Raw genomic sequence first — 22,078 nt, forward strand, 5'->3', positions numbered from 1 at the left:
GCTGATCCTTATTGCCCGTTTGCGCTCGCGGGGCTAAAGCGAGCGCTGCGCGGACAGATCAGGCGGATTCAGACGAGCCATCCTGGCTCGCTTCAAATAACGCCATGGCCTCGACATGCGCCGTCTGAGGAAACATATCGAGAATCCCGGCACGTTTTAACCGGTAGCCCTGCTTGATCAATTCGACCGTATCGCGCGCCAGAGTTGCAGGGTTGCACGACACATACACCAACCGTTCGGCACCCAGGGTCGCGAGCTTGCGCACCACCTCGAAAGCACCGTCACGCGGTGGGTCCAAGAGTACCGCAGAAAAGCCGTTTGCGATCCACTGGGCATCGGTCAAAGGCTGGGATAAATCGGCTTGAAAAAACTTTGTGTTATGCAAATTGTTACTAGCGGCGTTCGCAGCGGCACGGTCGACCATGGTCTGCACGCCCTCCACCGCCACCACTTCACGCACACGTTTGGCCAGCGGCAGGGCGAAGTTGCCCAGGCCGCAGAACAGGTCCAGCACGCGCTCGTCGGCACGCGGTTTCAGCCAGTCCAGCGCCTGCGCCACCATCGCCTCGTTGACCCCGGCGTTGACCTGAATGAAATCCCCCGGCCGCCAGGCCAGGTCCAGGTCCCACTGTTCCAGGCGATAGCCCAGCGACTGGGTGGCATCCACCGGTTGCGGTTCGCCTTCGCCATGCAGCCACAGTTGCGCTTCATGGAACTGGCAGAAGTCCTTGAGAATCGTCAGATCCGCTTCGGACAACGGCGCCATGTGCCGCAACAGCACGGCCAGCGATGAACCGCTGAACAACTCGACATGGCCCAGCGCTTGCGGTTTGCTCAGGCGACGGAGCATCTCCGGCAAACGGGTCATGATCGGTTGCAAGGGCTGTACCAGCACCGGGCATTCGCTGATCGCGACAATGTCCTGGCTGCCGGCGGCGCGAAAACCGACTTCGAGTTTCTTCGCCTTCATGTCCCAGCGCACGGCGATCCGCGCGCGACGGCGATAGCCGAACTCCGGGCCGCTCAATGGTGCGGCCCATTCTTCAGGCGCGATACCGGCGACCTTCGACAATTGCTCGGCGAGCATGCGCTGTTTCAGGGCAAGCTGTTCGGCGTGGGGCAAATGTTGCACGCTGCAACCGCCGCAGCGGCCGGCGTGTGGGCAGGCGGCCGGACGGCGCACGTCGCTGGCCTTGAACACGCGCTCGGTGCGCGCCTCGACCACTTTGCCGTGGGCGCCGAGCACCCGCGCCTCGACCTCTTCACCCGCCAGGGCGCCAAGGACGAACCAGGTGCGGCCTTCAAAAAACGCGATACCGCGACCGTCATTGGCCAGGCGCTCGATGTTCAGGCGCTGCTTCTTGCCGGTCGGAATTTGCGCGGCCTTGCTACCGCCGGTGGGCTGGAAGCGCAAGCCTCTCTCGTGCTTGGCCATCAGTTGGCCGCGTCGAAAATGCCGGTCGACAGGTAACGGTCGCCACGGTCACAGATGATCGCGACGATCACCGCGTTTTCAACTTCTTTGGACAGGCGCAGCATCGCTGCCACCGCACCGCCCGAGGACACGCCACAGAAGATGCCTTCTTCGCGGGCCAACCGTCGGGTGACGTCCTCGGCTTCGCTTTGCGCCATGTCGACAATGCGGTCGACGCGGTCGGCCTGATAGATCTTCGGCAGGTATTCCTGCGGCCAGCGACGGATACCGGGAATGGCCGAGCCTTCCATCGGTTGCAGACCGACGATCTGCACGCTGGCGCTCTGCTCTTTCAAGTAGCGCGAGACGCCCATGATGGTGCCGGTGGTGCCCATGGAGCTGACGAAATGGGTGATGGTGCCCTGGGTCTGGCGCCAGATTTCCGGGCCGGTGGTGGTGTAGTGCGCTTCCGGATTGTCGCCGTTGGCGAACTGATCGAGCACCTTGCCACGGCCTTCGGCTTCCATCCGCTGAGCGAGATCGCGAGCGCCTTCCATGCCCTCTTCCTGGCTGACCAGAATCAGCTCGGCACCGTACGCGGTCATCGCTGCCTTGCGCTCGGCGCTGGAGTTGTCCGGCATGATCAGGATCATCTTGTAACCCTTGATCGCGGCGGCCATGGCCAGGGCGATGCCGGTGTTGCCCGAAGTCGCTTCGATCAGCGTATCGCCGGCGTGGATCTGCCCGCGCAGTTCGGCACGGGTGATCATCGACAGCGCCGGACGGTCCTTGACCGAACCCGCCGGGTTGTTCCCTTCGAGCTTGAGCAATAGGGTGTTGCTGGTGGCACCGGGCAGGCGCTGCAAACGCACCAGCGGAGTGTTGCCGACGCAATCGGCGATGGTTGGGTACTGCAGGGTCATGGCGTATTCGCAATCCAGACGTGCGGGGGCGACTATCATAACGGCAAACCTGCGCGGGCCATATCACGCAAAGTGCGGTGCTTATGGTTTCTGGGAATAAGCAGTAAAAGTCTTGCCAGCGGTGAGACTTTTGAGTTGAGACGATGCGACTGGCCTCATCGCTGGCAAGCCAGCGATGGTGTCGGGACTGACAGCGCCGTCATCAGCAAGCAGTCGCAGATTGAGCCGCAACCCAGCCCCGGTATTCTCCGCCCACAACATCCCGCCCTGGCGTTGCACCGCATTCCTCGCAATGCTCAAGCCCAACCCGAACCCGCCATCTCCCGGGCGCGAGCCGTCGAGGCGGGTGAATGGCGAGAAGATCCGTTGCAGATCGCCCTCGGCCACGCCACCGCCCTGATCTTCCAGCCACAAATGCCAGTGATCGCCATCACGCCGTCCATCGAGGCGCACGATGCCGCCCTCGGGCGAATGACGAATGGCGTTGCGCAGAATGTTCTCCAGCGCCTGCGCCAGGGTATTGAGGTGGCCGCGCACCCAGCACGACGCCGGCAGCGCGCACTGCAATTGCAGGCTCGGCCAGCCGCTTTCATAGCAGGCGTTGTCGGTAAGCATTTCCCACAGCGCCTGAATCTGGATCGCCTCGTCCGGCAGCGGTGCACGCTCGGTGTCGAGCCAGGCCAGTTGCAGAGTGTCTTCGACCAGGCGCTGCATGCCGTCGACTTCACGGCCGATGCGCTCGCGCAGTTGCCGCAGATCCTGCTCGCTTTCACTGGCCACCCGCAGCCGGCTCAGCGGCGTGCGCAGTTCATGGGACAGGTCGCGCAGCAACTGCTGTTGAAAGGCGACGCTGGATTGCAGGCGTTCGGACATCGAGTCGAAGGCCCGGGCCAGTTCGCCGAGTTCGTCCGGGCGCTGGGTGATGCCACTCGACAGGCGCACATTCAATTGATCGGCGCGCCAGGCGTTGGCCTGCTCGCGCAAGTTGTTCAGCGGCACCACCAGCAAGCGATACAGGCCGACGCACAGCAGCAAGGTGAACAGCCCCGGAATCACGCCGTTGGTGATCACTCGCCAGAACACCCGGTATTTCCCCGGCAGGAAACGCTCGGGCAGCTCGATCACCAGACTGCCGGCGGAGGGGTCCCGGGGAAACGGCACGCGCAGCCACGGCCGGCTTTTCTTGTGAATCGGCCAATCCAGGCCGCGCAAAAAGGTCAGGTGCTGGATTTCCTGCTCACTCAACGGATCGCTGCTCAACGATTGCAGGTTGCGGTCGATCACCCCGACCCAACCCGCCTCGCGCAATTCCATGCTCTGCAACCAATTATCGATCCCGTCACGCTCGCCGCGCTGCCACGCCCGCTCGGCTTCGGCGGCATAACGGCTGAGGGTGCCGCGCGCCTCGTCGGAGAGGAACTGGTTGCGCTCCTCCATGTAACGCCCCCACGACCAGCTCAGCCAGATCATCAGCAGACAGAACGCCACCAGCAGACACGCCAGCTTCCAGAACAGCGAGTGCCGCCCCGGCAGGTCAGAGAGTTTCATCGGGTGCACTCAGCACATAACCCTTGCCCCACACCGTGCGCACTTCCCGCTCGGCGTAACCGATGGCCTTGAGTTTGCGGCGGATCTGGCTGATGTGCATGTCGAGGCTGCGGTCGTGTGGCGCGTAGCCGCGTTGCAGAACGTGCTGATAGAGGAAAGCCTTGCTCAGCACTTCCTCGTCGTGGCGATTGAGCGTTTCCAGCAGACGGTATTCGCTGCGGGTCAGGTCGGCGGCCTGTTGGTTATAAAAGACGTCGCACTGCGCATCGTCAAAATGCAGCCCGCCACTGAGGCTGGGCAGCGCAATCGCTGGCGGACGTCGATCCAGCGCCACGCGACGCAGGATCGCCTCGATCCGCACATGCAGCTCGGCCATGCTGAACGGCTTGGGCAGGTAATCGTCGGCCCCCAGGCGGAAACCGCTGATGCGATCGGCCTCGGCGCCCAGGGCCGACATCAGCAGCACCGGCGTCGAATGGCTCTGGCGCAATTGCGTCAGCACCTTCAGGCCATCGAGCCCGGGCAACAGAATGTCCATCAGCACCACGTCGAACGGCTGGTGGCGGGCAATGTTCAGACCGTCCTGACCGTTCTGGCACCAGGTCACCGCAAAGCCGCTACGGCCCAGATGTTCGTGAAGGTAGGCACCCAGGACCGGGTCGTCCTCGATAGCAAGAATGCGTGGCGGAGAGGCGGAAACAGAAGTCATGAGTATCTGCAAATAATTCTCAGTTGAGCGATTATTCAAGATTGCCCGCCATCGGGCAACCCAAGGTTGACTGGCGGGACAAACGAGCCGGACCCTGCCGACCGATGCCGAGATGATTTTTCCGAAGATTGCCTGCCTGCAAATCGCTACACTGCGCCAATGCCGCGTGCCGGACGCACGTGCGAGTCAACAGTTCAGCGGGATGCAGGAGATGGGTGTGCTCAAGAAACTGGGAATCAAAGGTCGCGTATTGTTGCTGACCCTGTTGCCGACCAGCCTCATGGCGTTGGTGCTCGGGGGCTACTTCACCTGGATGCAACAGTCCGACCTGCAGACCCAATTGATGCAGCGCGGCGAGATGATCGCCGAACAGCTGGCACCGCTGGTGGCGCCCGCCATGGGCCACGGCAACACCGATCTGCTGGAACGCATCGCCACCCAGTCCCTTGAACAGCCTGACGTGCGCGCCGTCACCTTCCTCGCCCCTGACCGCACACCGCTGGCGCACGCCGGCCCGACCATGCTCAATCAGGCCCCCAGCGGCGACAGCGCGCTGTTGCAACGGCGCAGCGGCAATGACGCCACCCGCTACCTGATGCCGGTGTTCGGCAAGCATCGCAATCTGGCCGGCGACGTGATCCCGCAAGAATCCGAGCGCCTGCTCGGCTGGGTCGAACTGGAGCTGTCGCACAATGGCATGCTGCTGCGCGGCTATCGCAGCCTGTTTGCCAGCCTGCTGTTGATTGCCGCGGGCCTTGCCGGCGCCGCCCTGCTCGCATTGCGCATGGGCCGCACGATCAACCGCCCGCTGAGCCAGATCAAACACGCGGTCGCCCAGCTCAAGGACGGTCATCTGGAAACCCGCCTGCCACCGCTCGGCAGCCAGGAGCTGGACGAGTTGGCTTCGGGCATCAACCGCATGGCCGGCACCCTGCAGAACGCCCGCGAAGAACTGCAGCACAGCGTCGATCAGGCCACCGAAGACGTCCGGCAGAACCTGGAAACCATCGAGATCCAGAACATCGAACTGGACCTTGCGCGCAAAGAGGCGCTGGAAGCGAGCCGGATCAAATCCGAATTCCTCGCCAACATGAGCCATGAGATCCGCACCCCGCTCAATGGCATTCTCGGCTTCACGCATCTACTGCAGAAAAGCGAACTGACCCCGCGCCAGCTCGACTATCTGGGCACCATCGAGAAATCCGCCGACAGCCTGCTGGGGATCATCAACGAGATCCTCGACTTCTCGAAAATCGAGGCCGGCAAACTGGTGCTCGACCATATTCCATTCAACCTGCGCGACCTGTTGCAGGACACCCTGACGATTCTGGCGCCAGCCGCCCACGCCAAACAATTGGAGCTGGTGAGTCTGGTGTACCGCGACACGCCGCTGTCGCTGGTCGGCGATCCGCTGCGCCTGAAGCAGATCCTCACCAACCTGGTCAGCAACGCGATCAAGTTCACCCGCGAAGGCACCATCGTTGCCCGCGCCATGCTCGAAGAAGAGCACGAAGACAGCGTGCAACTGCGCATCAGCATTCAGGACACCGGCATCGGCCTGTCGAGTCAGGATGTGCGCGCGCTGTTCCAGGCCTTCAGTCAGGCCGACAATTCGTTGTCGCGCCAACCCGGCGGCACCGGCCTGGGGCTGGTGATCTCCAAGCGGTTGATCGAACAGATGGGCGGCGAAATCGGCGTCGACAGCACCCCGGGCGAAGGCTCGGAATTCTGGATCAGCCTGAGCCTGCCGAAAACCCGCGACGACACCGAAGACCTGCCGGGCCCGCCGCTGCTCGGGCGCCGGGTCGCGGTGCTGGAAAGTCACGAACTGGCGCGTCAGGCGCTGCAGCATCAACTGGAAGACTGTGGCCTCGATGTCACGCCCTTCAACACCCTGGAAAGCCTGACCAACGGCGTCACCGGCGCACATCAGACCGATCAGGCGATCGACCTCGCCGTGCTCGGCATCACTAGCAACGACATGCTTCCGGAGCGCCTGAACCAGCACATCTGGGACCTCGAACACCTGGGCTGCAAAGTCCTGGTGTTGTGCCCGACCACCGAACAGACACTGTTCCATCTGTCGGTGCCAAACCCGCACAGTCAACTGCAGGCGAAACCGGCGTGCACGCGCAAACTGCGCCGGGCCCTGGCGGACCTGGCCAACCCGCGCCAGCCACGCAACGAACCGGGCGAACCGCTATCGAGCCGCGCGCCGAAAGTGCTGTGTGTCGACGACAACCCGGCCAACCTGTTACTGGTGCAGACACTACTCGAAGACATGGGCGCCAAGGTCCTGGCCGTGGAAAGCGGCTATGCGGCGGTCAAAGCGGTGCAGAGCGAATCCTTCGATCTGGTGCTGATGGACGTGCAGATGCCGGGCATGGACGGACGCCAGACCACGGAAACCATCCGCCAGTGGGAAAGCGAACGGCATTGCACGCCGCTGCCCATCGTCGCCCTCACCGCCCACGCCATGGCCAACGAAAAACGCGCGTTGCTGCAAAGTGGCATGGACGACTACCTGACCAAACCGATCAGCGAGCGGCAACTGGCGCAAGTGGTGTTGAAGTGGACCGGTCTGGCCTTGCGCAATCAAGGACCGGAACGGACCATCGACAGCGCGGCGGGCAGCCATGAACTGCCGGTGCTCGACCACGAAGAAGGCCTGCGCCTGGCCGCCGGCAAGGCCGACCTCGCAGCAGACATGCTGGCGATGCTGCTCGCTTCGCTGGAAGCCGACCGCGAAGCCATTCACGCCGCCAGCGAAGCCCGTGACCAGAACGCGCTGATCGAGCGTGTGCATCGCCTGCACGGTGCCACCCGGTATTGCGGCGTACCGCAACTGCGCGCGGCCTGTCAGCGCAGTGAAACCCTGCTCAAACAGGGCGACCCGAAAGCGGTGGCGGCGCTCGAAGAGCTCGAGCGCGCGATCAATCGCCTCGCGGCGCAGGCCAGGATCAGCGCCTGATCCACGGCAATGTCGCGCTTGCCGTCCCACGCTAAAGTGAGGGCGGGTCAACACTGGCCCGCCATCCCGCTCCAGGAGGAATGCATGCGCACGATCGTTTTCAGCAGCCAGACCTACGACCGCGACAGTTTCCTCGCCGCTGACTGCCCGGCCGCTATCGAGCTGCACTTTCAGCCGGCCCGGCTCAGTCTCGACACCGCGGCCCTGGCCGAGCAGCACGAAGTGGTCTGCGCGTTCATCAACGATGACCTCAGTGCGCCGGTGCTGGAGCGTCTCGCCGCCGGCGGCACGGGGCTGATCGCTCTGCGCTCGGCGGGTTACAACCACGTCGACCTGGTTGCAGCGAAACGCCTGGGGCTGGCCGTGGTGCGGGTTCCGGCCTACTCGCCGCATGCCGTGGCCGAACATGCGGTGGCGCTGATCCTCGCCCTGAATCGACGCCTGCACCGCGCCTACAACCGCACCCGCGAAGGGGATTTCAGCCTGCACGGCCTGACCGGTTTCGATCTGGTGGGCAAGACCGTCGGGATCGTCGGCACCGGACAGATTGGCGCCACGTTCGCGAAAATCATGCACGGTTTCGGTTGTGAATTGCTGGCCTACGATCCGTTTCCCAACCCCGAGGTGGTGGCGTTGGGCGCACGTTATCTGAGCCTGCCGGAGCTGCTCGCGCAGTCGCGAATCATCAGCCTGCACTGCCCGCTCAACGCGCAGAGCAAACATTTGATCAACCGTCATTCACTGGCGCATCTGCAACCGGGGGCGATGCTGATCAACACCGGACGCGGCGGTCTGGTGGACACGCCAGCACTAATTGACGCGTTGAAGGACGGTCAACTCGGCTATCTGGGACTGGATGTCTATGAAGAAGAGGCGCAACTGTTTTTCGAGGATCGCTCCGACCTGCCGTTGCAGGACGATGTGCTGGCGCGCTTGCTGACCTTCCCCAACGTGATCATCACCGCGCACCAGGCGTTTCTGACCCATGAGGCCCTGGGCGCGATTGCCGCGACCACCTTGCACAACATCGCGACCTGGGCTGCAGGTGCGCCGCAGAACCAGGTCGAAGGTTGAAGGTTGAAGGTTTGTCGAATTATTTCGGCGACAGCGAAGAGGCCAGGATCAGCAGCGCCAGCCAGCCAAAACCGAAAAAGCGTTGCTTCATCGAGTGGCCGTTACGCAGCAGGAACCAGACAAAGACCATCGGCAACAGGAACACCATGATCTTCAACCAGCCTTCCACCGGACGCGAGCCGTCGGCGTTGGGCTGGACTTGAGGGACTGGCGCGGATTGCCGACGACGGCGACCGACTGCGGCCGGTAGAACTTTCGGCGCCGGCTCAGGCGCCGGTGGCAGGACAAAAGCCTCGGGCACGGATTTGTTACGTGGCAGGCTGCCAAATGAAATCGTGGTCGCTGCTTGCGCCGGGCTGTGCTCGTGCTGCTGCGCCATCGGAGCACCACAATGAATGCACGCCTTTACTTCCGAGCTGATGCTCCGCTTGCATTCATAACATTCAATCAGCGCCATGTTCCGTTCCCTCAGAGTGAAGGGCGGCAGTTTGCCATGAGCGCCGGCCGATTTGAACCGGATCGAAGGTCGCACGCGTACGCCATCCTGCAATCAAGCCCGTGCTAGCATGTCGCGCATATTTGGAGGACCCATGGTCGAACACGATTTCCGCTACACCCTGATGAACCCGCAACACACCCTCACCGAATGCCGCGCCCTTGTACCGGGCCGCTATCAGGTCACCGGCAATGGTGGCTCGATCCGCAACGGTGACGTCCTGTTGGTCACCCTCAAAGGCAGCAAGGACTTGTCCATGCGCCTGACCGTCGACACTGTGCGCCACCTGATCAATCCGCCGGGCCAATGGACCGCGATGACCTCCGGCCCGGTATTCGGCGAACTGGCGATCCACACCTGGCAGGTCAACTGCGACAGCTGCGCCAAAGAGCTGAACTTCGAATTCGCGGTGGACGCCAAGCTGGGCAAGCCTGCCGAGAAACCGGCCGCCACCGCGCGCATCGCCGAGCTGGGCTGGAAAGCCGTCGGTGACAAGCACCTGTGCCCGAAATGCCAGGAGCCTGCGTGATGAAACGCCTTGCCCTGCCCCTGCTGGTCGGTGCCGCTCTGGTGGGCTGTGCTGCAGAGCCTGTGCAATTGCAGCAAAACCGCAGCTACATTCTGGAGTGGATCGGCGAGCGGCCGTTGATGGATTACAGCCACCTGACCGTGACCCTCGGCGACGATGGTCGTGCTTACGGCAACGGCGGCTGCAACCACTGGTTCGCGCCGTACACCCTCGACGGCGACAAGCTGAGCTTCGGCCCGATCGGCAAGACCCGCAAACTCTGCGCGCCGGCGCTGATGGAGCAGGAACAACGCTTCCTGCAGGCGCTGCAAGGCGTCGAACGCTGGGACATCTCGCCGATCGAGCAGATGCGCTTCTGGCCGGCTGAAGGCAAGCCGCTGCGCTGGTGGCTGGAAGAGGGTTAACCCCCTCCTGCTGCTGAGACTACCCTGTGGCGAGGGGATTTATCCCCGATGGGTCGCGGAGCGCCCCCCTTCGGAGGCTCAGGATAAACCGAGCTCTCGGGTTTCAGGGCTGCTGCGCAGCCCATCGGGGATAAATCCCCTCACCACAAAACCTCACTTACCCTACTTTGTAGCCTGCAACGCCTCCAGCTTGGCCATCACCCCCGCCGCCGTCTGCTCGCCCATCAACTGTTCGCGCACCTTGCCCTTGTTGTCGATGATGTAGGTCACCGGCAACGCTTCACTGCGCGGCAGGTCGAACAGGTCCGCCGGATCCTGCGCCAGCACGGTGAACTTGATGCCCAGCTTCTCGCTGGCAGACTTGAGATCCTCGCCCTGTACGTTGTCGAAGTTGACCCCGAACACGCCGATGTTCTTGCCTTTCAACTCGTCCGCCAGATGATTGAGTTCCGGAATTTCCGTGCGGCACGGGCCGCACCATTCAGCCCAGTAATTGAGCACCACCCATTGTTTGTCCAGACGCTCGGACGCGACTTTCTGACCGTTCTGGTCAATGCCGTAGTCGTTCCCGCAGCCCCCCAGCATCAACGCCCCGATTATCGTCAATGCCGCTGCCAATCGCCGTGTCATGTCATGTTCCCTGGTCAAAAATTGAATGCGCCTGCGACCCATCGCCTCTGAAGGTTCTGGATTGCGCGCTGCACAGTTAGAATAGCCGCCACTTTACGCCAGAAGCGACCCGCCATGACCGATCTGACGCTTTATCACAATCCGCGCTGCTCGAAATCCCGCGGCGCGCTGGAACTTCTTGAGGCCCGTGGCCTGACCCCGAACGTGGTGCGTTACCTGGAAACGCCGCTGGACGCCGCGCAGATCAAGGCCTTGCTTGGCAAGCTGCAGATCAGCGCGCGGCAACTGCTGCGCACCGGAGAAGATGAATACAAAATGCTTCAGCTGGCTGACACGAGCCTCAGCGAAGCGCAACTGATCGCCGCCATCGCCGAGCATCCGAAACTGATGGAACGGCCGATTCTTGAAGTCGGCGACAAGGCCGTGATCGGTCGTCCGCCGGAGCAGATCCTGGAGTTGCTGCCGTGAGCGCGCCGTACATTCTGGTGCTGTATTACAGCCGCAACGGCTCGACCAACGAGATGGCCCGGCAAATTGCCCGCGGTGTCGAACAGGCCGGCCTCGAAGCGCGTCTGCGCACCGTGCCGGCGATTTCCACCGAGTGCGAAGCCGTGGCCCCGGGCATTCCCGATGAAGGCGCACTCTACGCGACCCTCGATGACCTGAAGAACTGTGCCGGCCTGGCCCTCGGCAGCCCGACCCGCTTCGGCAACATGGCCGCGCCGCTCAAATACTTCCTCGACGGCACCAGCAACCTGTGGCTGACCGGCGCGCTGGTCGGCAAACCGGCCGGCGTGTTCACCTCAACCGCGAGCCTGCACGGCGGCCAGGAAACCACCCTGCTGTCGATGATGCTGCCACTGTTGCACCACGGCATGCTGATCACCGGCCTGCCGTACAGCGAGTCGGCGCTGCTGGAAACCCAGGGCGGCGGCACGCCGTATGGCGCCAGCCACCACGCCGGCGCGGACGGCAAAAAAGGCCTCGATCAGCACGAAATGGCGCTGTGTCGCGCCCTCGGCCTGCGTCTGGCCAAGACTGCGCAAAAGCTGGAGGGCTGAGGGTGGCGAAGAAGCCGAAAATCCTGCCCTCGATCGAGTGGCTCGAACCGCGCGTCAAGGCGATGCGGGTCATCAGCCTGCTGTGCTTCTTCGGCCTCGCCGGGCTGCTCGCCGCTTACTACCTGGTGTTCGCCGACCTGCACGGCGCGCGGCCGTGGGTGATTCTGCTGGTCGAGCTGATCCCGTGGATCGTCCTCGCACCGGCGATGATCATGGGCAGCGCCCGCGGGCATTCGTGGATGTGTTTTGTGGTGAATCTGTACTTCATCAAAGGCGCACTGGCGGCCTATGACCCGAACCGACAGCTGTTTGGTGTGCTGGAGATGGTCGCCAGCCTGGCGCTGTTCTGCTCGGCGCTGCTGTATGTGCGCTGGCGGTATCAGTTGAATCGCAAGCTGGCTGGCGAGGGCGAGATCAGCGTCGCCTGATCTGACGCCTTCGCGAGCAGGCTCGCTCCCACATTTGAAATGTATTCCCTCTGTGGGAGCGAGCCTGCTCGCGAATGGGGCGACGCGGTCTTAATGGTTGACGGTGTACGCGAGCATCATCGAGAGCTGGCTCATCGGCCGCCCGCCGCTCTGTTCATGCCACTGGTTGAACGCATCCTGCACACTCGCCAGATCGCGCAGGCTGGTCGGTGCCTTGTCGACAATCTTCTGCGCGTTCAGCGCCGCGACCACGTCATAGCTCGGCACGAAGGTGTCCTTGCCGACCATGCGCAGGAAGCGCGGCGCCGACAGCCCGCCCAACTGACTGCCGTGCTTTTTCAGGTAAGTCCACAGACCGACGATATCGGTCACCGGCCAGTCGGCGATCAGCGCGCCGAAACTGCCCTTCTCCTTCTCGACATCAAGGATGAACTGCGCATTGCGCGGCACGCTCTTGAGCTTGCCCAGGTGGCGGATAATCCGCGCGTCCTGCATCAGGCGTTCGAGGTGTTCGGCGCTCATCAGCACGACTTTTTCCGGGTCGAACTTGAAGAACACTTCTTCGAAGGCCGGCCACTTGGCGTCTACCAGGCTGTGCTTGAGCCCGGCGCGGAATACGCGCAGGGCCATGGTCGAGAGGTAGCGATCGTCGCTGATCTTGCGCAATTGCGCCGGGGTCTTGGGAACGGGCAGATGGGCTTCCAGTTCAGCCGCCGAACCGAAGCGGTTCAGACAGTATTCGTGCAGCCACTTGTAATCGCGCATGCCCTCTCCTGGGAAATGAAACGAAAATCCAATGTAGGAGTAGGCCCTGTGGCGAGGGGATTTATCCCCGATGGGGCGCGAAGCGCCCCCAGAGGAGCTTGGGCCTGCTGCGCAGTCCATCGGGGCGGTGCGACGTTTCGCTAAATCCCCTCACCACAGGGCTCACTCCTACAGTTTTGATTAGAGGTTAACGACGTTAACGAAGCGCGAAGCCGCCGTCTCGTCGATCTTCAGGCTGGTGAAGTCGAACAGGTTGCGGTCGGCCAGTTGCGACGGCACCACGTTCTGCAGACTGCGGAAGATGCTTTCGGTTCGACCCGGTGTCTTGCGCTCCCAGTCCTGGAGCATTTCCTTGACCACCTGACGCTGCAGGTTTTCCTGCGAACCGCAGAGGTTGCACGGGATGATCGGAAACTCCTTGAAGTCCGAGTAAGCCTGGATGTCCTTCTCGTTGCAGTAGGCCAACGGGCGGATCACCACGTTGCGGCCGTCATCGGCGCGCAGCTTCGGCGGCATCGCCTTGAGGGTGCCGTTGAAAAACATGTTGAGGAAGAACGTCTCGACGATGTCGTCACGGTGGTGACCGAGGGCCATCTTGGTCGCGCCGATTTCGTCGGCGAAGGTGTACAGCGTGCCGCGACGCAAGCGCGAGCACAGCGAGCAGGTGGTCTTGCCTTCCGGCACCAGCTCCTTGACCACCGAGTAGGTGTCCTTCTCGACGATGTGGTACTCGACGCCCAGCTCTTTCAGGTAGGCCGGCAGCACGTGCTCGGGGAAGCCCGGCTGCTTCTGGTCCATGTTCACGGCGACGATCTCGAACTTGATCGGTGCAACCTTCTGCAGGTGCATCAGCACGTCGAGCATGGTGTAGCTGTCCTTGCCCCCGGACAGGCAGACCATGACCTTGTCGCCGTCTTCGATCATGTTGAAATCGGCGACCGCTTCGCCGGCCAGGCGGCGCAGGCGCTTTTGCAGTTTGTTCTGGTTGACCGTAAGAGTGCCCATGACGCGAAATCCGTGAGGTGTGACGAAAGGCCGGCATTTTACGCAAAAAACCCGCCGGGGGCGAAGGGCCGTGGGTCTGCCCCATTCTTCCGAGGTCTGCATTGCCCTCTGTGGCGAGGGGATTTATCCCCGATCGGCTGCGCAGCATGTCGCCAAACCATCCACCGCGAAGTATCGGGAAAATAGAGTTCTGAGGTTTTGGGGATGCTTCGCACCCCATCGGGGATAAATCCCCTCACCACAAATGTATTTCAGAGATAAAAAAGAGCTGATGCCAAGACCCCAAGGCGATTACGCCCCGTGTTTACAGCGCGATTTGCTCTAAGCCCCTAGTCCCTGTGCGGTTAAGTCCTTTCTATACTGCGACATAAGGTCGCACACATCTGAAGACCTGTATTTGCTCGGCCACCTTGGCCCGTAGGCGCTCCGTTGGGGGGCGATGGCAATAACAAGAGGAGTGACTGGCATGATCCATCACGTAGTGGGACTGTTTACCCACCCCGATCAGGAATGGAAGGAAATCCGTGGCGACCAAGAGGAAAGCATCAGCCACATGTACCTGACGCACACGCTGATTCTGGCGGCGATTCCAGCCGTTTCGGCGTTCATCGGCACCACCCAGGTCGGCTGGGTGATCGGCAACCGCGCGCCGGTGATGCTCACCGTGGAAAGCGCGATCTGGATGACCGTAATGTCGTACCTGGCGATGCTCGGCGGGGTCGCGGTGATGGGCGCCTTCGTGCACTGGATGGCCCGCACCTATGACGCCAACCCGAGCCTGGCCCGTTGCGTGGCATTCGCCACCTATACCGCGACACCGTTGTTCGTCGGCGGGCTGGCAGCGCTGTATCCGCACATGTGGCTGGGGATGATCGTCGGCACGGCGGCCATCTGCTACACGGTGTACCTGCTGTACGTGGGGCTGCCGACGTTCATGAACATTCCGTCGGACGAAGGCTTTCTGTTTTCCAGCTCAGTGCTCGCGGTAGGCCTGGTGGTGCTGGTGGCCATCATGGCGTTCACCGTGATCGTCTGGGGCCTCGGCGTGGGGCCGGTGTATACCAACTGACATGATTCACCCCCGAGAACAACAAGATCTGCCAATACAGGCCGCCGCAAGGCGGCCTTCTCGTATGGCGGATGACCATTCGGCAGGTCGGCGATTCGCAAGTCCGGGAGGTTGCGGCATACTCGACGCCTCTGGAGATCCATCAAGCATGCCCGAGCAACTCAATACCCGCGTCGAAGACTGTTACCAACTCGCTGAAGCCTTTTTCAAACGTCATTTCCAACGCCCCGTCGTCAGCCTCAAGCTGCGCGGGCAGAAAGCCGGTGTCGCGCATCTGCACGAGAACCTGCTGCGCTTCAACCCGCAGCTGTACCGGGAAAACACCGAACACTTCCTCAAGCAGACCGTGGCCCACGAAGTCGCGCACCTGATCGCCCATCAACTGTTCGGCGACCGCATCCAGCCGCACGGCGAGGAGTGGCAACTGATCATGCGCGGGGTCTATGAACTGCCGCCGGACCGTTGCCACACCTACGCCGTGAAACGCCGCAGCGTGACGCGCTACATCTACAAATGCCCGTGCGCCGACAGTGATTTTCCGTTCTCGGCGCAACGGCACAGCCTGGTAAGGCAGGGGCGGCGGTATTTGTGCCGCAGATGCCGCAACACCTTGGTGTTCAGTGGTGAGATGCGCGTCGAGTGACTCCCTGATCGTTCCCATGCTCCGCGTGGGAACGAGCTACGCAACTACCTTCAAGGCCCGCAATTCAGCAATTCGCTCAGCACTGAAGCCCAACTCCCACAACACTTGATCCGTATGCTGCCCCAACCCCGCGCCAACATGCCGTGGCGCCGGCAACGCCTCGGAAAATTTCAACGGACACGCCATTTGCGCCTGGGTCGTGCCATCCCCGCGCGGCACCTGGGTCACCAGTTCCCGCGCCTGTAACTGTGGATGGCGCACCGCCTCCCCCAGACTCAACACTGGCTCGACACACGCATCGATCCCGGCAAACATCTCGCACAGCTCGGCAAAGGCATGTTTTTCGAACTCGACCGTCAGCGCGTATTTCAACGCCCGCTGCTGCTCAGGCTTGGGCGACAAACCTTGCGCCGCCAACTCCGGGCGGCCCAGCGCCGTGCACAATTGCTGCATGAACCCCGGCTCGAGACTGCCTACCGACATCCAGCGCCCGTCGCGCGAGCGGTAGTAGTCATAGAAGCTGCCGCCATTGAGCATCTGGTCTTCCCACGCCGGCTCCTCGCCACAGGCCAGATACCCGGCACCGGCCATGGCGTTCAGGCTGAACGCGCAATCGGTCATGCTCACGTCCAGATGGGTGCCCTGCCCGGTCTGCTGACGGGCAATCACCGCCGCCAGCAGGCCGATCACCCCGTGCAGAGACCCGCCCGCCACATCCGCCACCTGCATGCCCAGTGGCAACGGACCGCTGTCGGCGCGGCCGGTGTAGCTGGCAAGCCCGGCCAGTGCGAGGTAGTTGATGTCATGCCCGGCGCGATCCTTGTACGGCCCGGTCTGGCCGTAGCCGGTGATCGACACATAAATCAGCTTCGGGTTGATCGCCTTCAGCGCCTCGTAACCCAGGCCCAGACGCTCCATCACGCCGGGACGGAACTGCTCCAGGACGATGTCGTAATCGGCCAGCAGTTGCTTGACCACCTCCAGCGCTTCAGGTTGTTTGAGATCCAGTGCGAGGCTGCGCTTGTTGCGGTTCAGGTACGCATGACTGGCTGACACGCCCTGATCGTGGGGCGGCAGCACTCGCAGCAGATCCAGGCGCGTCGGCGATTCGATGCGCAGCACCTCGGCCCCCATGTCCGCCAGCAGCAGCGAGGCGAACGGACCTGGCAGCAATGTCGAGAAATCGAGGATCTTCAGTGAGGCCAGCGGTGCGGACATGGGCGATCTCCTTGGGCGATGCACCCAGCCTAGGCAGCGCTGCCGCGTACGGCAATCACCTTATGTGTCAGCAGTTGTGACCGTAATGCTCAAATCGCAGGCAATAAAAAACCTGCCGAGGCAGGTTCTTCAGTGCCTGTGTGGCGAGGGAGCTTGCTCCCGCTGGGGCGCGAAGCGGTCCCGCTCTTCAAAGAGGGGCCTGCTGCGCAGTCCAGCGGGAGCAAGCTCCCTCGCCACAAGGTATTGCCAAATACAGCTTACTTGACGCTGTTAGGCGTTGGGCCTTCAGCCACACCCAGGTCGTCTTCAGGACGGGTGTCAGCGATACCGCGACCGCCCGAGGCCAGCTCGGACTGCAGCACGTCGGTGTCCAGCTCTTTCACCCACTTGGCAACCACGATGGTCGCTACGGCGTTGCCGACCAGGTTGGTCAGAGCGCGAGCTTCGGACATGAAGCGGTCGATACCGAGGATCAGCGCCAGACCGGCCACCGGCAGGTGACCTACTGCCGACAGAGTGGCGGCCAGCACGATGAAGCCCGAACCGGTCACACCGGCGGCGCCTTTGGAGGACAGCAGCAACACCACCAGCAGGGTGATCTGATGGGTGATGTCCATGTGCGTGTCGGTGGCCTGAGCAATGAACACGGCGGCCATGGTCAGGTAGATCGCAGTACCGTCGAGGTTGAACGAGTAACCGGTCGGGATCACCAGACCCACTACCGATTTCTTCGCGCCCAGACGCTCCATCTTGATCAGCATGCGTGGCAGTACCGATTCCGAGGAGGAAGTACCCAGCACGATCAGCAGCTCTTCACGGATGTAGCGGATCATCTTCAGCACACTGAAGCCATGAGCGCGGGCAATACCGCCCAGCACGATCAGGATGAACAGCAGGCAAGTGACGTAGAAGCAGATCATCAGTTGACCCAGCTGCACCAGCGAGCCGACACCGTAGGCACCGATGGTAAAGGCCATCGCACCGAAGGCACCGATTGGCGCGAGCTTCATGATCATGTTGATGATGTTGAACATCACGTGGGCGAAGCGATCGATGAAGTCGAGGATCGGACGGCCGTAGTCACCCAGGCGATGCAGGGCGAAACCGAAGATCACCGAGAACATCAGCACTTGCAGGATATCGCCTGTGGCGAACGCGCCGACGATGGTGGTCGGGATCACGTTGAGCAGGAAGCCGACAACGCTCTGGTCAGCGCCTTGTTGCACGTAGGTCGCGACTTTCGAGGCGTCCAGGGTGCTGACGTCGATGTGCATGCCATTGCCCGGCTGCACGATGTTGACCACGATCAGGCCGACCAACAGGGCGATGGTCGAAACGATTTCGAAGTACAGGAGTGCGTAACCACCGGTCTTGCCGACCGACTTCATGCTTTGCATGCCAGCAATACCGCTGACCACGGTGCAGAAGATGATCGGGGCGATGATCATTTTGATCAGCTTGATGAACCCGTCACCCAGTGGCTTAACCGCCACACCGAACTGCGGGTAGTAGTGACCAAGGGCAATACCGATGATGATCGCGACGATCACCTGGAAATACAGGGATTTGTACAGTGGCTGACGAGTCGTCATTGCAAGTTTCCTCAAGCGTCCCGCGGGCAACATCCATCTGTTGAGCGCAGAACCTGAATTGCGAACCCTCCTGCACTGGAGGGATTTGTTGTTCGAGCGGCGCTTTTCCCACGGGATAGACGCACACTTCTGTCGCTCTTATCGCAAACGCCGTGCCACTTTGGTGCAATTCGCTGCAAGCCTTTTGATATCAGGACTTACAGCTTGTTCTGTGTCACTGTTTGGTGACTCAAATGTGGCGGATTTCCGCCAACTCGCCGGATCTCGTCCTACAATTTGGCGGAAATCCGCCTTGTTGGCGATGATGCCCGCGGCTAACATCCGGCGCCTGAGGAAGGATCTGCCGCTTATGCGCGAACGTACCATCGCCAGTCATTTCGCCCGTGCCGCCCTCGGTGGCGCACGCCGCTCGGGGTTTGATTATCTGCCGCTGCTGCAACAGCTGGGCATCAGCCCGGAGCTGCTGGATGAGCCGCGGGCGCGCATCGCCCCGGAGCAATTCACCCAACTGCTGCAGAGCCTGTGGTTGGCCCTGGATGACGAATACCTGGGCTTTGGCAACGCACCGAGCAAACCCGGCAGTTTCGCGATGATGTGCCACGCCCTGATTCACTGCCGCAACCTGGAGAAGGCACTGCAACGCGGTTTATTGTTTTATAGCCTATTCCCCACGGCCACGCGCCTGAGCCTGCAGCGCGAAGACGAATGGGTGCGCCTGAGCCTCGATGATTCGCAGTTATGGGACCCGGATCACTTTCTCAGCGAAAGCCTGCTGGTGATCTGGCACCGCCTCGGCAGTTGGCTGATCGGCCAGAGGATTCGTCTGGAGCAGGCCACGTTCAGCTATACGAAACCGCCGCACGGCGCCGAGTACGACCTGCTGTTCCCCTGCCCGTTGGTGTTTTCTGCCGAGCAAAGCAGTCTGCTGTTTCACAGCCGCTATCTGTCGATGCCACTGCTGCAGGACGAACGCACCCTCAAGCATTTCCTTGAACGCTCCCCCGCCGACCTGCTGTCACGCCCCGACGACGGCGACAGCCTCAGCAGCCGCCTGCGCCGTTTGCTCAGCCGCGACAGCGCGCACTGGCCGGACCTGGAAGCGGTGGCCGCGCACCTGCACATCAGCCCGCAAACCCTGCGTCGGCATTTACGCGAGGAAGGCACCAGTTTTCAGGAATTGAAGGATCAGTTGCGGCGGGATATCGCCATTTACCACCTGGGCCGGGCGGATCTGTCGTTGCAACAGATCGCCGAGCAACTGGGATTTTCCGAGCCGTCGGCGTTTCATCGGGCGTTCAAGAAGTGGACGGGGCTGACGCCGGGGGCTTATCGGGCGCAGGAGCAGTGAGTGCCGCGGTGAACCGACTGGCGTCTTCGCGAGCAGGCTCGCTCCCACAGGGGGGCTGTGAACGCCGCCGATCCAATGTGGGAGCGAGCTTGCTGGCGAAGGTGCCGGCAAGACATGCGACTAAACCGCAGGAAACTGAATCCTGAACGCCGCCCCGCCCATCGGCGAATCGCCGAGCATCAGTTTGGCGTTGTAGCTTTCAATGATGTCCTTGACCACCGCCAGCCCGATGCCCTGCCCCGGGTGCTGACGATCCAGACGTTCGCCGCGCTCGAGGATCCGCGCGCGCTGATTCGGCGGCACACCGGGGCCGTCGTCCTCGACGCACAATTCGATACCGTCCAGGGTCTGGCGCACGCTGATACGCACCTCGCCCAGGCACAGGCGATAGGCGTTTTCCAGCAGGTTGCCCATCATCTCCAGCAATGCACCCTGCTCGATCGGCACGTAGCAATGCTCCGGTAGATCGAAGGCCACCCGCACGTGTTTGTCGCGGTAGACCTTGTCGAGGGTGTCGCACAGGCTTTTGAGCACCGGTTGCAGACGCACCTGGTGGCGCACCAGGCCGCTTTTGCGCAGGCTGGCCCGCTGCAGTTGATAGCTGATCTGCTGGCTCATGCGTTCGATCTGGGTTTGCAGCACCCAGGCCTGATCGCGATCTTCCGGGCGCTGGGCCATGTCCTCACTGACGCCTTGCAACACCGCCAGCGGGGTTTTCAGGCTATGCGCCAGGTCATCGAGGGAGTCGCGGTAGCGGCTGCGCTGCTGGCGTTCGCTGTGCAGCAGACGGTTGAGCGAGCCGGTCAGGCGCAGCAGTTCGCGCGGGTGTTGTTCGCTGAGGCTTTCGCGGGTGCCGCTTTCGATTTCGTCGAGTTCCTGACTCAACCGGCGCAAGGCTTTCAAACTCCAGGTCAGGCCAATCCACAACAGCGCAAGCAAGACAAACAGTGCAGCACCAAAGCCCAGATAAAGGTTGTCGCGCAGGCCTTCGAGCGTCGATTCGTACTCGTGCACCGGTTGCAGGGTCACGAAGCTGAACGCCGCACTCTTGCCCCCGAGCAACTTGACTTCGACGTCGTAGACAAAAAATTCCTGACCGCTGGCCTGGCGAATCCGCGCGAACTCATTGCCCATGCCGTCGTAACGCGGCTTGTAGTTGATCTGCCCTTCTTCTGTGCCCTTGGAGCGCCAGACCAGATGCCCCTCGCGGTCATAGATGTAGCCCAGCAGACGCCCGTCGGTAAGGTTGAATCGCTCGTCAGGCAACTGCGCCGGCATCTCCAGGCGACCGTTCTCGATACGTGCCGCCGAGATCAGCGTGGTCACATCCGAGGCCAGGCGCTGCTCGATCGAGTCCTGCAATGCCAGGCTGAACGCGCCTTGCATGGCCGGCAGCAAGCCGAGCATGAACAACACCGCCAACGTGGTGGCGGCGAGCATCAAACGAACGCGAAGAGAACGAATCAAGTGCAGCGCTCATTGAACAGGTAGCCGAGACCGCGCACGGTTTCGATCGGTTTGAACCCGCCCGGACTTTCAAGCTTGCGACGCAGACGGCCGACCAGCACCTCGATCACGTTCGGATCGCGCTCGTCGTCGTCCGGATAGAGCTGTTCCATCAGGCGATCCTTGGGCACCACTTGCTGATGGTGGCGCATCAAGTATTCGAGGATGCGGTATTCGTAGGCGGTCAGCGCCAGCGGTTCTGCATCCAGCGACGCCTGCTTGCGATTGAGGTCCAGCAGCAACGGCCCGGCGACAATGGTCGACTGGGTGAACCCGCTGGAGCGGCGCAGCAAGGCGTTGAGTCGCGCCTCAAGCTCTTCGAACTGGAACGGCTTGACCACGTAGTCGTCGGCACCGGCAGCGAGGCCTTCGACCTTGTCTTGCCAGTTGCCGCGCGCGGTGAGGATCAGGATCGGAAACGTCTTGCCGCTCGAACGCAACTGGCGGATCAGGTCCAGGCCGCCCATGCCCGGCAGACCGAGGTCGATCACCGCCAGATCGAAATTGAACTGTCCGGTCTGGTACAGCGCCTCTTCGGCATTGGCCACGGACTCGACCACATGACCGCTCTCCGTGAGGCGGGTTTGCAGGTGATGGCGCAACAGCGCTTCATCTTCGACGACCAACAGTTTCATAACGCTCTCCCGGGCAAATCAAAAAGCTCCAACGTCAACAGCATACTTGTGAGGGCGAGTCTGCTCGCGAAGGCGACGGCACAGGCGACAACTTTCTCATTGCTGTTCGA

Annotated in this window: 22 protein-coding genes; 10 read left to right on the plus strand and 12 right to left on the minus strand. The window is 62.1% G+C overall.

Annotated features, from left to right (window positions below; all coding sequences use genetic code 11):
- Positions 1–58: 58 nt before the first annotated feature.
- From rlmD to HBN98_RS06585, 4 genes are all read right to left on the minus strand, one after another.
- Positions 59–1,435, minus strand: a complete 1,377-nt coding sequence (gene rlmD / locus HBN98_RS06570) for a 23S rRNA (uracil(1939)-C(5))-methyltransferase RlmD (RefSeq protein WP_083368202.1) — start codon at positions 1,433–1,435, stop codon at positions 59–61.
- On the minus strand, positions 1,435–2,337 hold the full coding sequence (gene cysM / locus HBN98_RS06575) for a cysteine synthase CysM (RefSeq protein WP_064588738.1): 903 nt from the start codon (positions 2,335–2,337) through the stop codon (positions 1,435–1,437). The genes rlmD and cysM overlap by 1 nt, the downstream gene beginning before the upstream one ends.
- A gap of 81 nt (positions 2,338–2,418) precedes the next feature.
- Positions 2,419–3,885, minus strand: a complete 1,467-nt coding sequence (locus HBN98_RS06580; protein ID WP_083368201.1) for a sensor histidine kinase — start codon at positions 3,883–3,885, stop codon at positions 2,419–2,421.
- Complete coding sequence (locus HBN98_RS06585) at positions 3,872–4,594, minus strand: response regulator transcription factor (protein ID WP_083368200.1); 723 nt, start codon at positions 4,592–4,594, stop codon at positions 3,872–3,874. Before HBN98_RS06585 ends, HBN98_RS06580 begins: the two co-directional genes overlap by 14 nt.
- Before the next feature lie 217 nt (positions 4,595–4,811).
- Between HBN98_RS06585 and HBN98_RS06590 the strand changes: the two genes are divergently transcribed.
- Both HBN98_RS06590 and HBN98_RS06595 read left to right on the plus strand, forming a co-directional pair.
- On the plus strand, positions 4,812–7,565 hold the full coding sequence (locus HBN98_RS06590) for a response regulator (protein ID WP_064590059.1): 2,754 nt from the start codon (positions 4,812–4,814) through the stop codon (positions 7,563–7,565).
- 84 nt (positions 7,566–7,649) lie between these two features.
- Complete coding sequence (locus HBN98_RS06595; protein ID WP_083368199.1) at positions 7,650–8,639, plus strand: 2-hydroxyacid dehydrogenase; 990 nt, start codon at positions 7,650–7,652, stop codon at positions 8,637–8,639.
- A 19-nt stretch (positions 8,640–8,658) separates the two neighbouring features.
- Here HBN98_RS06595 and HBN98_RS06600 read toward each other — a convergent pair whose 3' ends face one another.
- Positions 8,659–9,096 carry a hypothetical protein gene (locus tag HBN98_RS06600; protein ID WP_083368198.1) on the minus strand — a complete coding sequence of 146 codons (438 nt, stop codon included), beginning with the start codon at positions 9,094–9,096 and terminating at the stop codon, positions 8,659–8,661.
- A gap of 133 nt (positions 9,097–9,229) precedes the next feature.
- On the opposite strand from HBN98_RS06600, the gene HBN98_RS06605 reads away from it, so the two are divergent.
- Together HBN98_RS06605 and HBN98_RS06610 are read left to right on the plus strand one after the other, a co-directional pair.
- Positions 9,230–9,664 (plus strand): hypothetical protein, encoded by a 435-nt coding sequence (locus HBN98_RS06605; protein ID WP_083368197.1) that lies wholly within the window; start codon positions 9,230–9,232, stop codon positions 9,662–9,664.
- Positions 9,664–10,068: an META domain-containing protein gene (locus HBN98_RS06610; protein WP_007968709.1), complete on the plus strand. Its 405-nt coding sequence runs from the start codon at positions 9,664–9,666 to the stop codon at positions 10,066–10,068. Before HBN98_RS06605 ends, HBN98_RS06610 begins: the two co-directional genes overlap by 1 nt.
- A 162-nt stretch (positions 10,069–10,230) precedes the next feature.
- Here the strand turns inward: HBN98_RS06610 and HBN98_RS06615 are convergent, their stop codons facing one another.
- Complete coding sequence (locus HBN98_RS06615) at positions 10,231–10,698, minus strand: TlpA disulfide reductase family protein (protein WP_007968708.1); 468 nt, start codon at positions 10,696–10,698, stop codon at positions 10,231–10,233.
- A gap of 114 nt (positions 10,699–10,812) precedes the next feature.
- Between HBN98_RS06615 and arsC the strand changes: the two genes are divergently transcribed.
- The 3 genes from arsC to HBN98_RS06630 are packed head-to-tail and all read left to right on the plus strand — an operon-like array spanning position 10,813 to position 12,187.
- A complete protein-coding gene (gene arsC, locus HBN98_RS06620; protein WP_064588744.1) occupies positions 10,813–11,166 on the plus strand; it encodes an arsenate reductase (glutaredoxin) in 354 nt (117 codons plus the stop codon).
- Positions 11,163–11,759, plus strand: a complete 597-nt coding sequence (gene wrbA, locus HBN98_RS06625; RefSeq protein WP_083368196.1) for an NAD(P)H:quinone oxidoreductase — start codon at positions 11,163–11,165, stop codon at positions 11,757–11,759. The genes arsC and wrbA overlap by 4 nt, the downstream gene beginning before the upstream one ends.
- A gap of 2 nt (positions 11,760–11,761) precedes the next feature.
- On the plus strand, positions 11,762–12,187 hold the full coding sequence (locus tag HBN98_RS06630) for a DUF2069 domain-containing protein (RefSeq protein ID WP_083368195.1): 426 nt from the start codon (positions 11,762–11,764) through the stop codon (positions 12,185–12,187).
- Between the two features lie 90 nt (positions 12,188–12,277).
- Here HBN98_RS06630 and HBN98_RS06635 read toward each other — a convergent pair whose 3' ends face one another.
- On the minus strand, positions 12,278–12,952 hold the full coding sequence (locus HBN98_RS06635) for a DNA-3-methyladenine glycosylase I (protein ID WP_083368194.1): 675 nt from the start codon (positions 12,950–12,952) through the stop codon (positions 12,278–12,280).
- Between the two features lie 180 nt (positions 12,953–13,132).
- Positions 13,133–13,957, minus strand: coding sequence for a tRNA 2-thiocytidine(32) synthetase TtcA (gene ttcA / locus HBN98_RS06640; protein WP_003227187.1), 825 nt, complete (start codon positions 13,955–13,957; stop codon positions 13,133–13,135).
- Between the two features lie 466 nt (positions 13,958–14,423).
- On the opposite strand from ttcA, the gene HBN98_RS06645 reads away from it, so the two are divergent.
- Complete coding sequence (locus HBN98_RS06645) at positions 14,424–15,026, plus strand: Yip1 family protein (RefSeq protein ID WP_007917515.1); 603 nt, start codon at positions 14,424–14,426, stop codon at positions 15,024–15,026.
- Between the two features lie 148 nt (positions 15,027–15,174).
- Positions 15,175–15,669, plus strand: a complete 495-nt coding sequence (locus HBN98_RS06650; protein WP_041067555.1) for a SprT family zinc-dependent metalloprotease — start codon at positions 15,175–15,177, stop codon at positions 15,667–15,669.
- 36 nt (positions 15,670–15,705) lie between these two features.
- Here HBN98_RS06650 and HBN98_RS06655 read toward each other — a convergent pair whose 3' ends face one another.
- Both HBN98_RS06655 and HBN98_RS06660 read right to left on the minus strand, forming a co-directional pair.
- Positions 15,706–16,887 (minus strand): CaiB/BaiF CoA transferase family protein, encoded by a 1,182-nt coding sequence (locus tag HBN98_RS06655; RefSeq protein ID WP_083368193.1) that lies wholly within the window; start codon positions 16,885–16,887, stop codon positions 15,706–15,708.
- 257 nt (positions 16,888–17,144) lie between these two features.
- Positions 17,145–18,479: a dicarboxylate/amino acid:cation symporter gene (locus HBN98_RS06660; RefSeq protein WP_083368192.1), complete on the minus strand. Its 1,335-nt coding sequence runs from the start codon at positions 18,477–18,479 to the stop codon at positions 17,145–17,147.
- A gap of 349 nt (positions 18,480–18,828) precedes the next feature.
- Here HBN98_RS06660 and HBN98_RS06665 point away from each other — a divergent pair, with 349 nt between their 5' ends.
- On the plus strand, positions 18,829–19,827 hold the full coding sequence (locus HBN98_RS06665; protein ID WP_083368191.1) for an AraC family transcriptional regulator: 999 nt from the start codon (positions 18,829–18,831) through the stop codon (positions 19,825–19,827).
- Positions 19,828–19,947: 120 nt separating this feature from the next.
- Here HBN98_RS06665 and HBN98_RS06670 read toward each other — a convergent pair whose 3' ends face one another.
- Both HBN98_RS06670 and HBN98_RS06675 read right to left on the minus strand, forming a co-directional pair.
- Positions 19,948–21,294, minus strand: coding sequence for an ATP-binding protein (locus HBN98_RS06670; protein WP_064588751.1), 1,347 nt, complete (start codon positions 21,292–21,294; stop codon positions 19,948–19,950).
- Positions 21,291–21,968, minus strand: coding sequence for a response regulator transcription factor (locus HBN98_RS06675; RefSeq protein ID WP_064588752.1), 678 nt, complete (start codon positions 21,966–21,968; stop codon positions 21,291–21,293). The genes HBN98_RS06670 and HBN98_RS06675 overlap by 4 nt, the downstream gene beginning before the upstream one ends.
- Positions 21,969–22,078 lie beyond the last annotated feature (110 nt).

Source organism: Pseudomonas koreensis, assembly GCF_012986595.1.
Lineage (GTDB): Bacteria > Pseudomonadota > Gammaproteobacteria > Pseudomonadales > Pseudomonadaceae > Aquipseudomonas > Aquipseudomonas koreensis.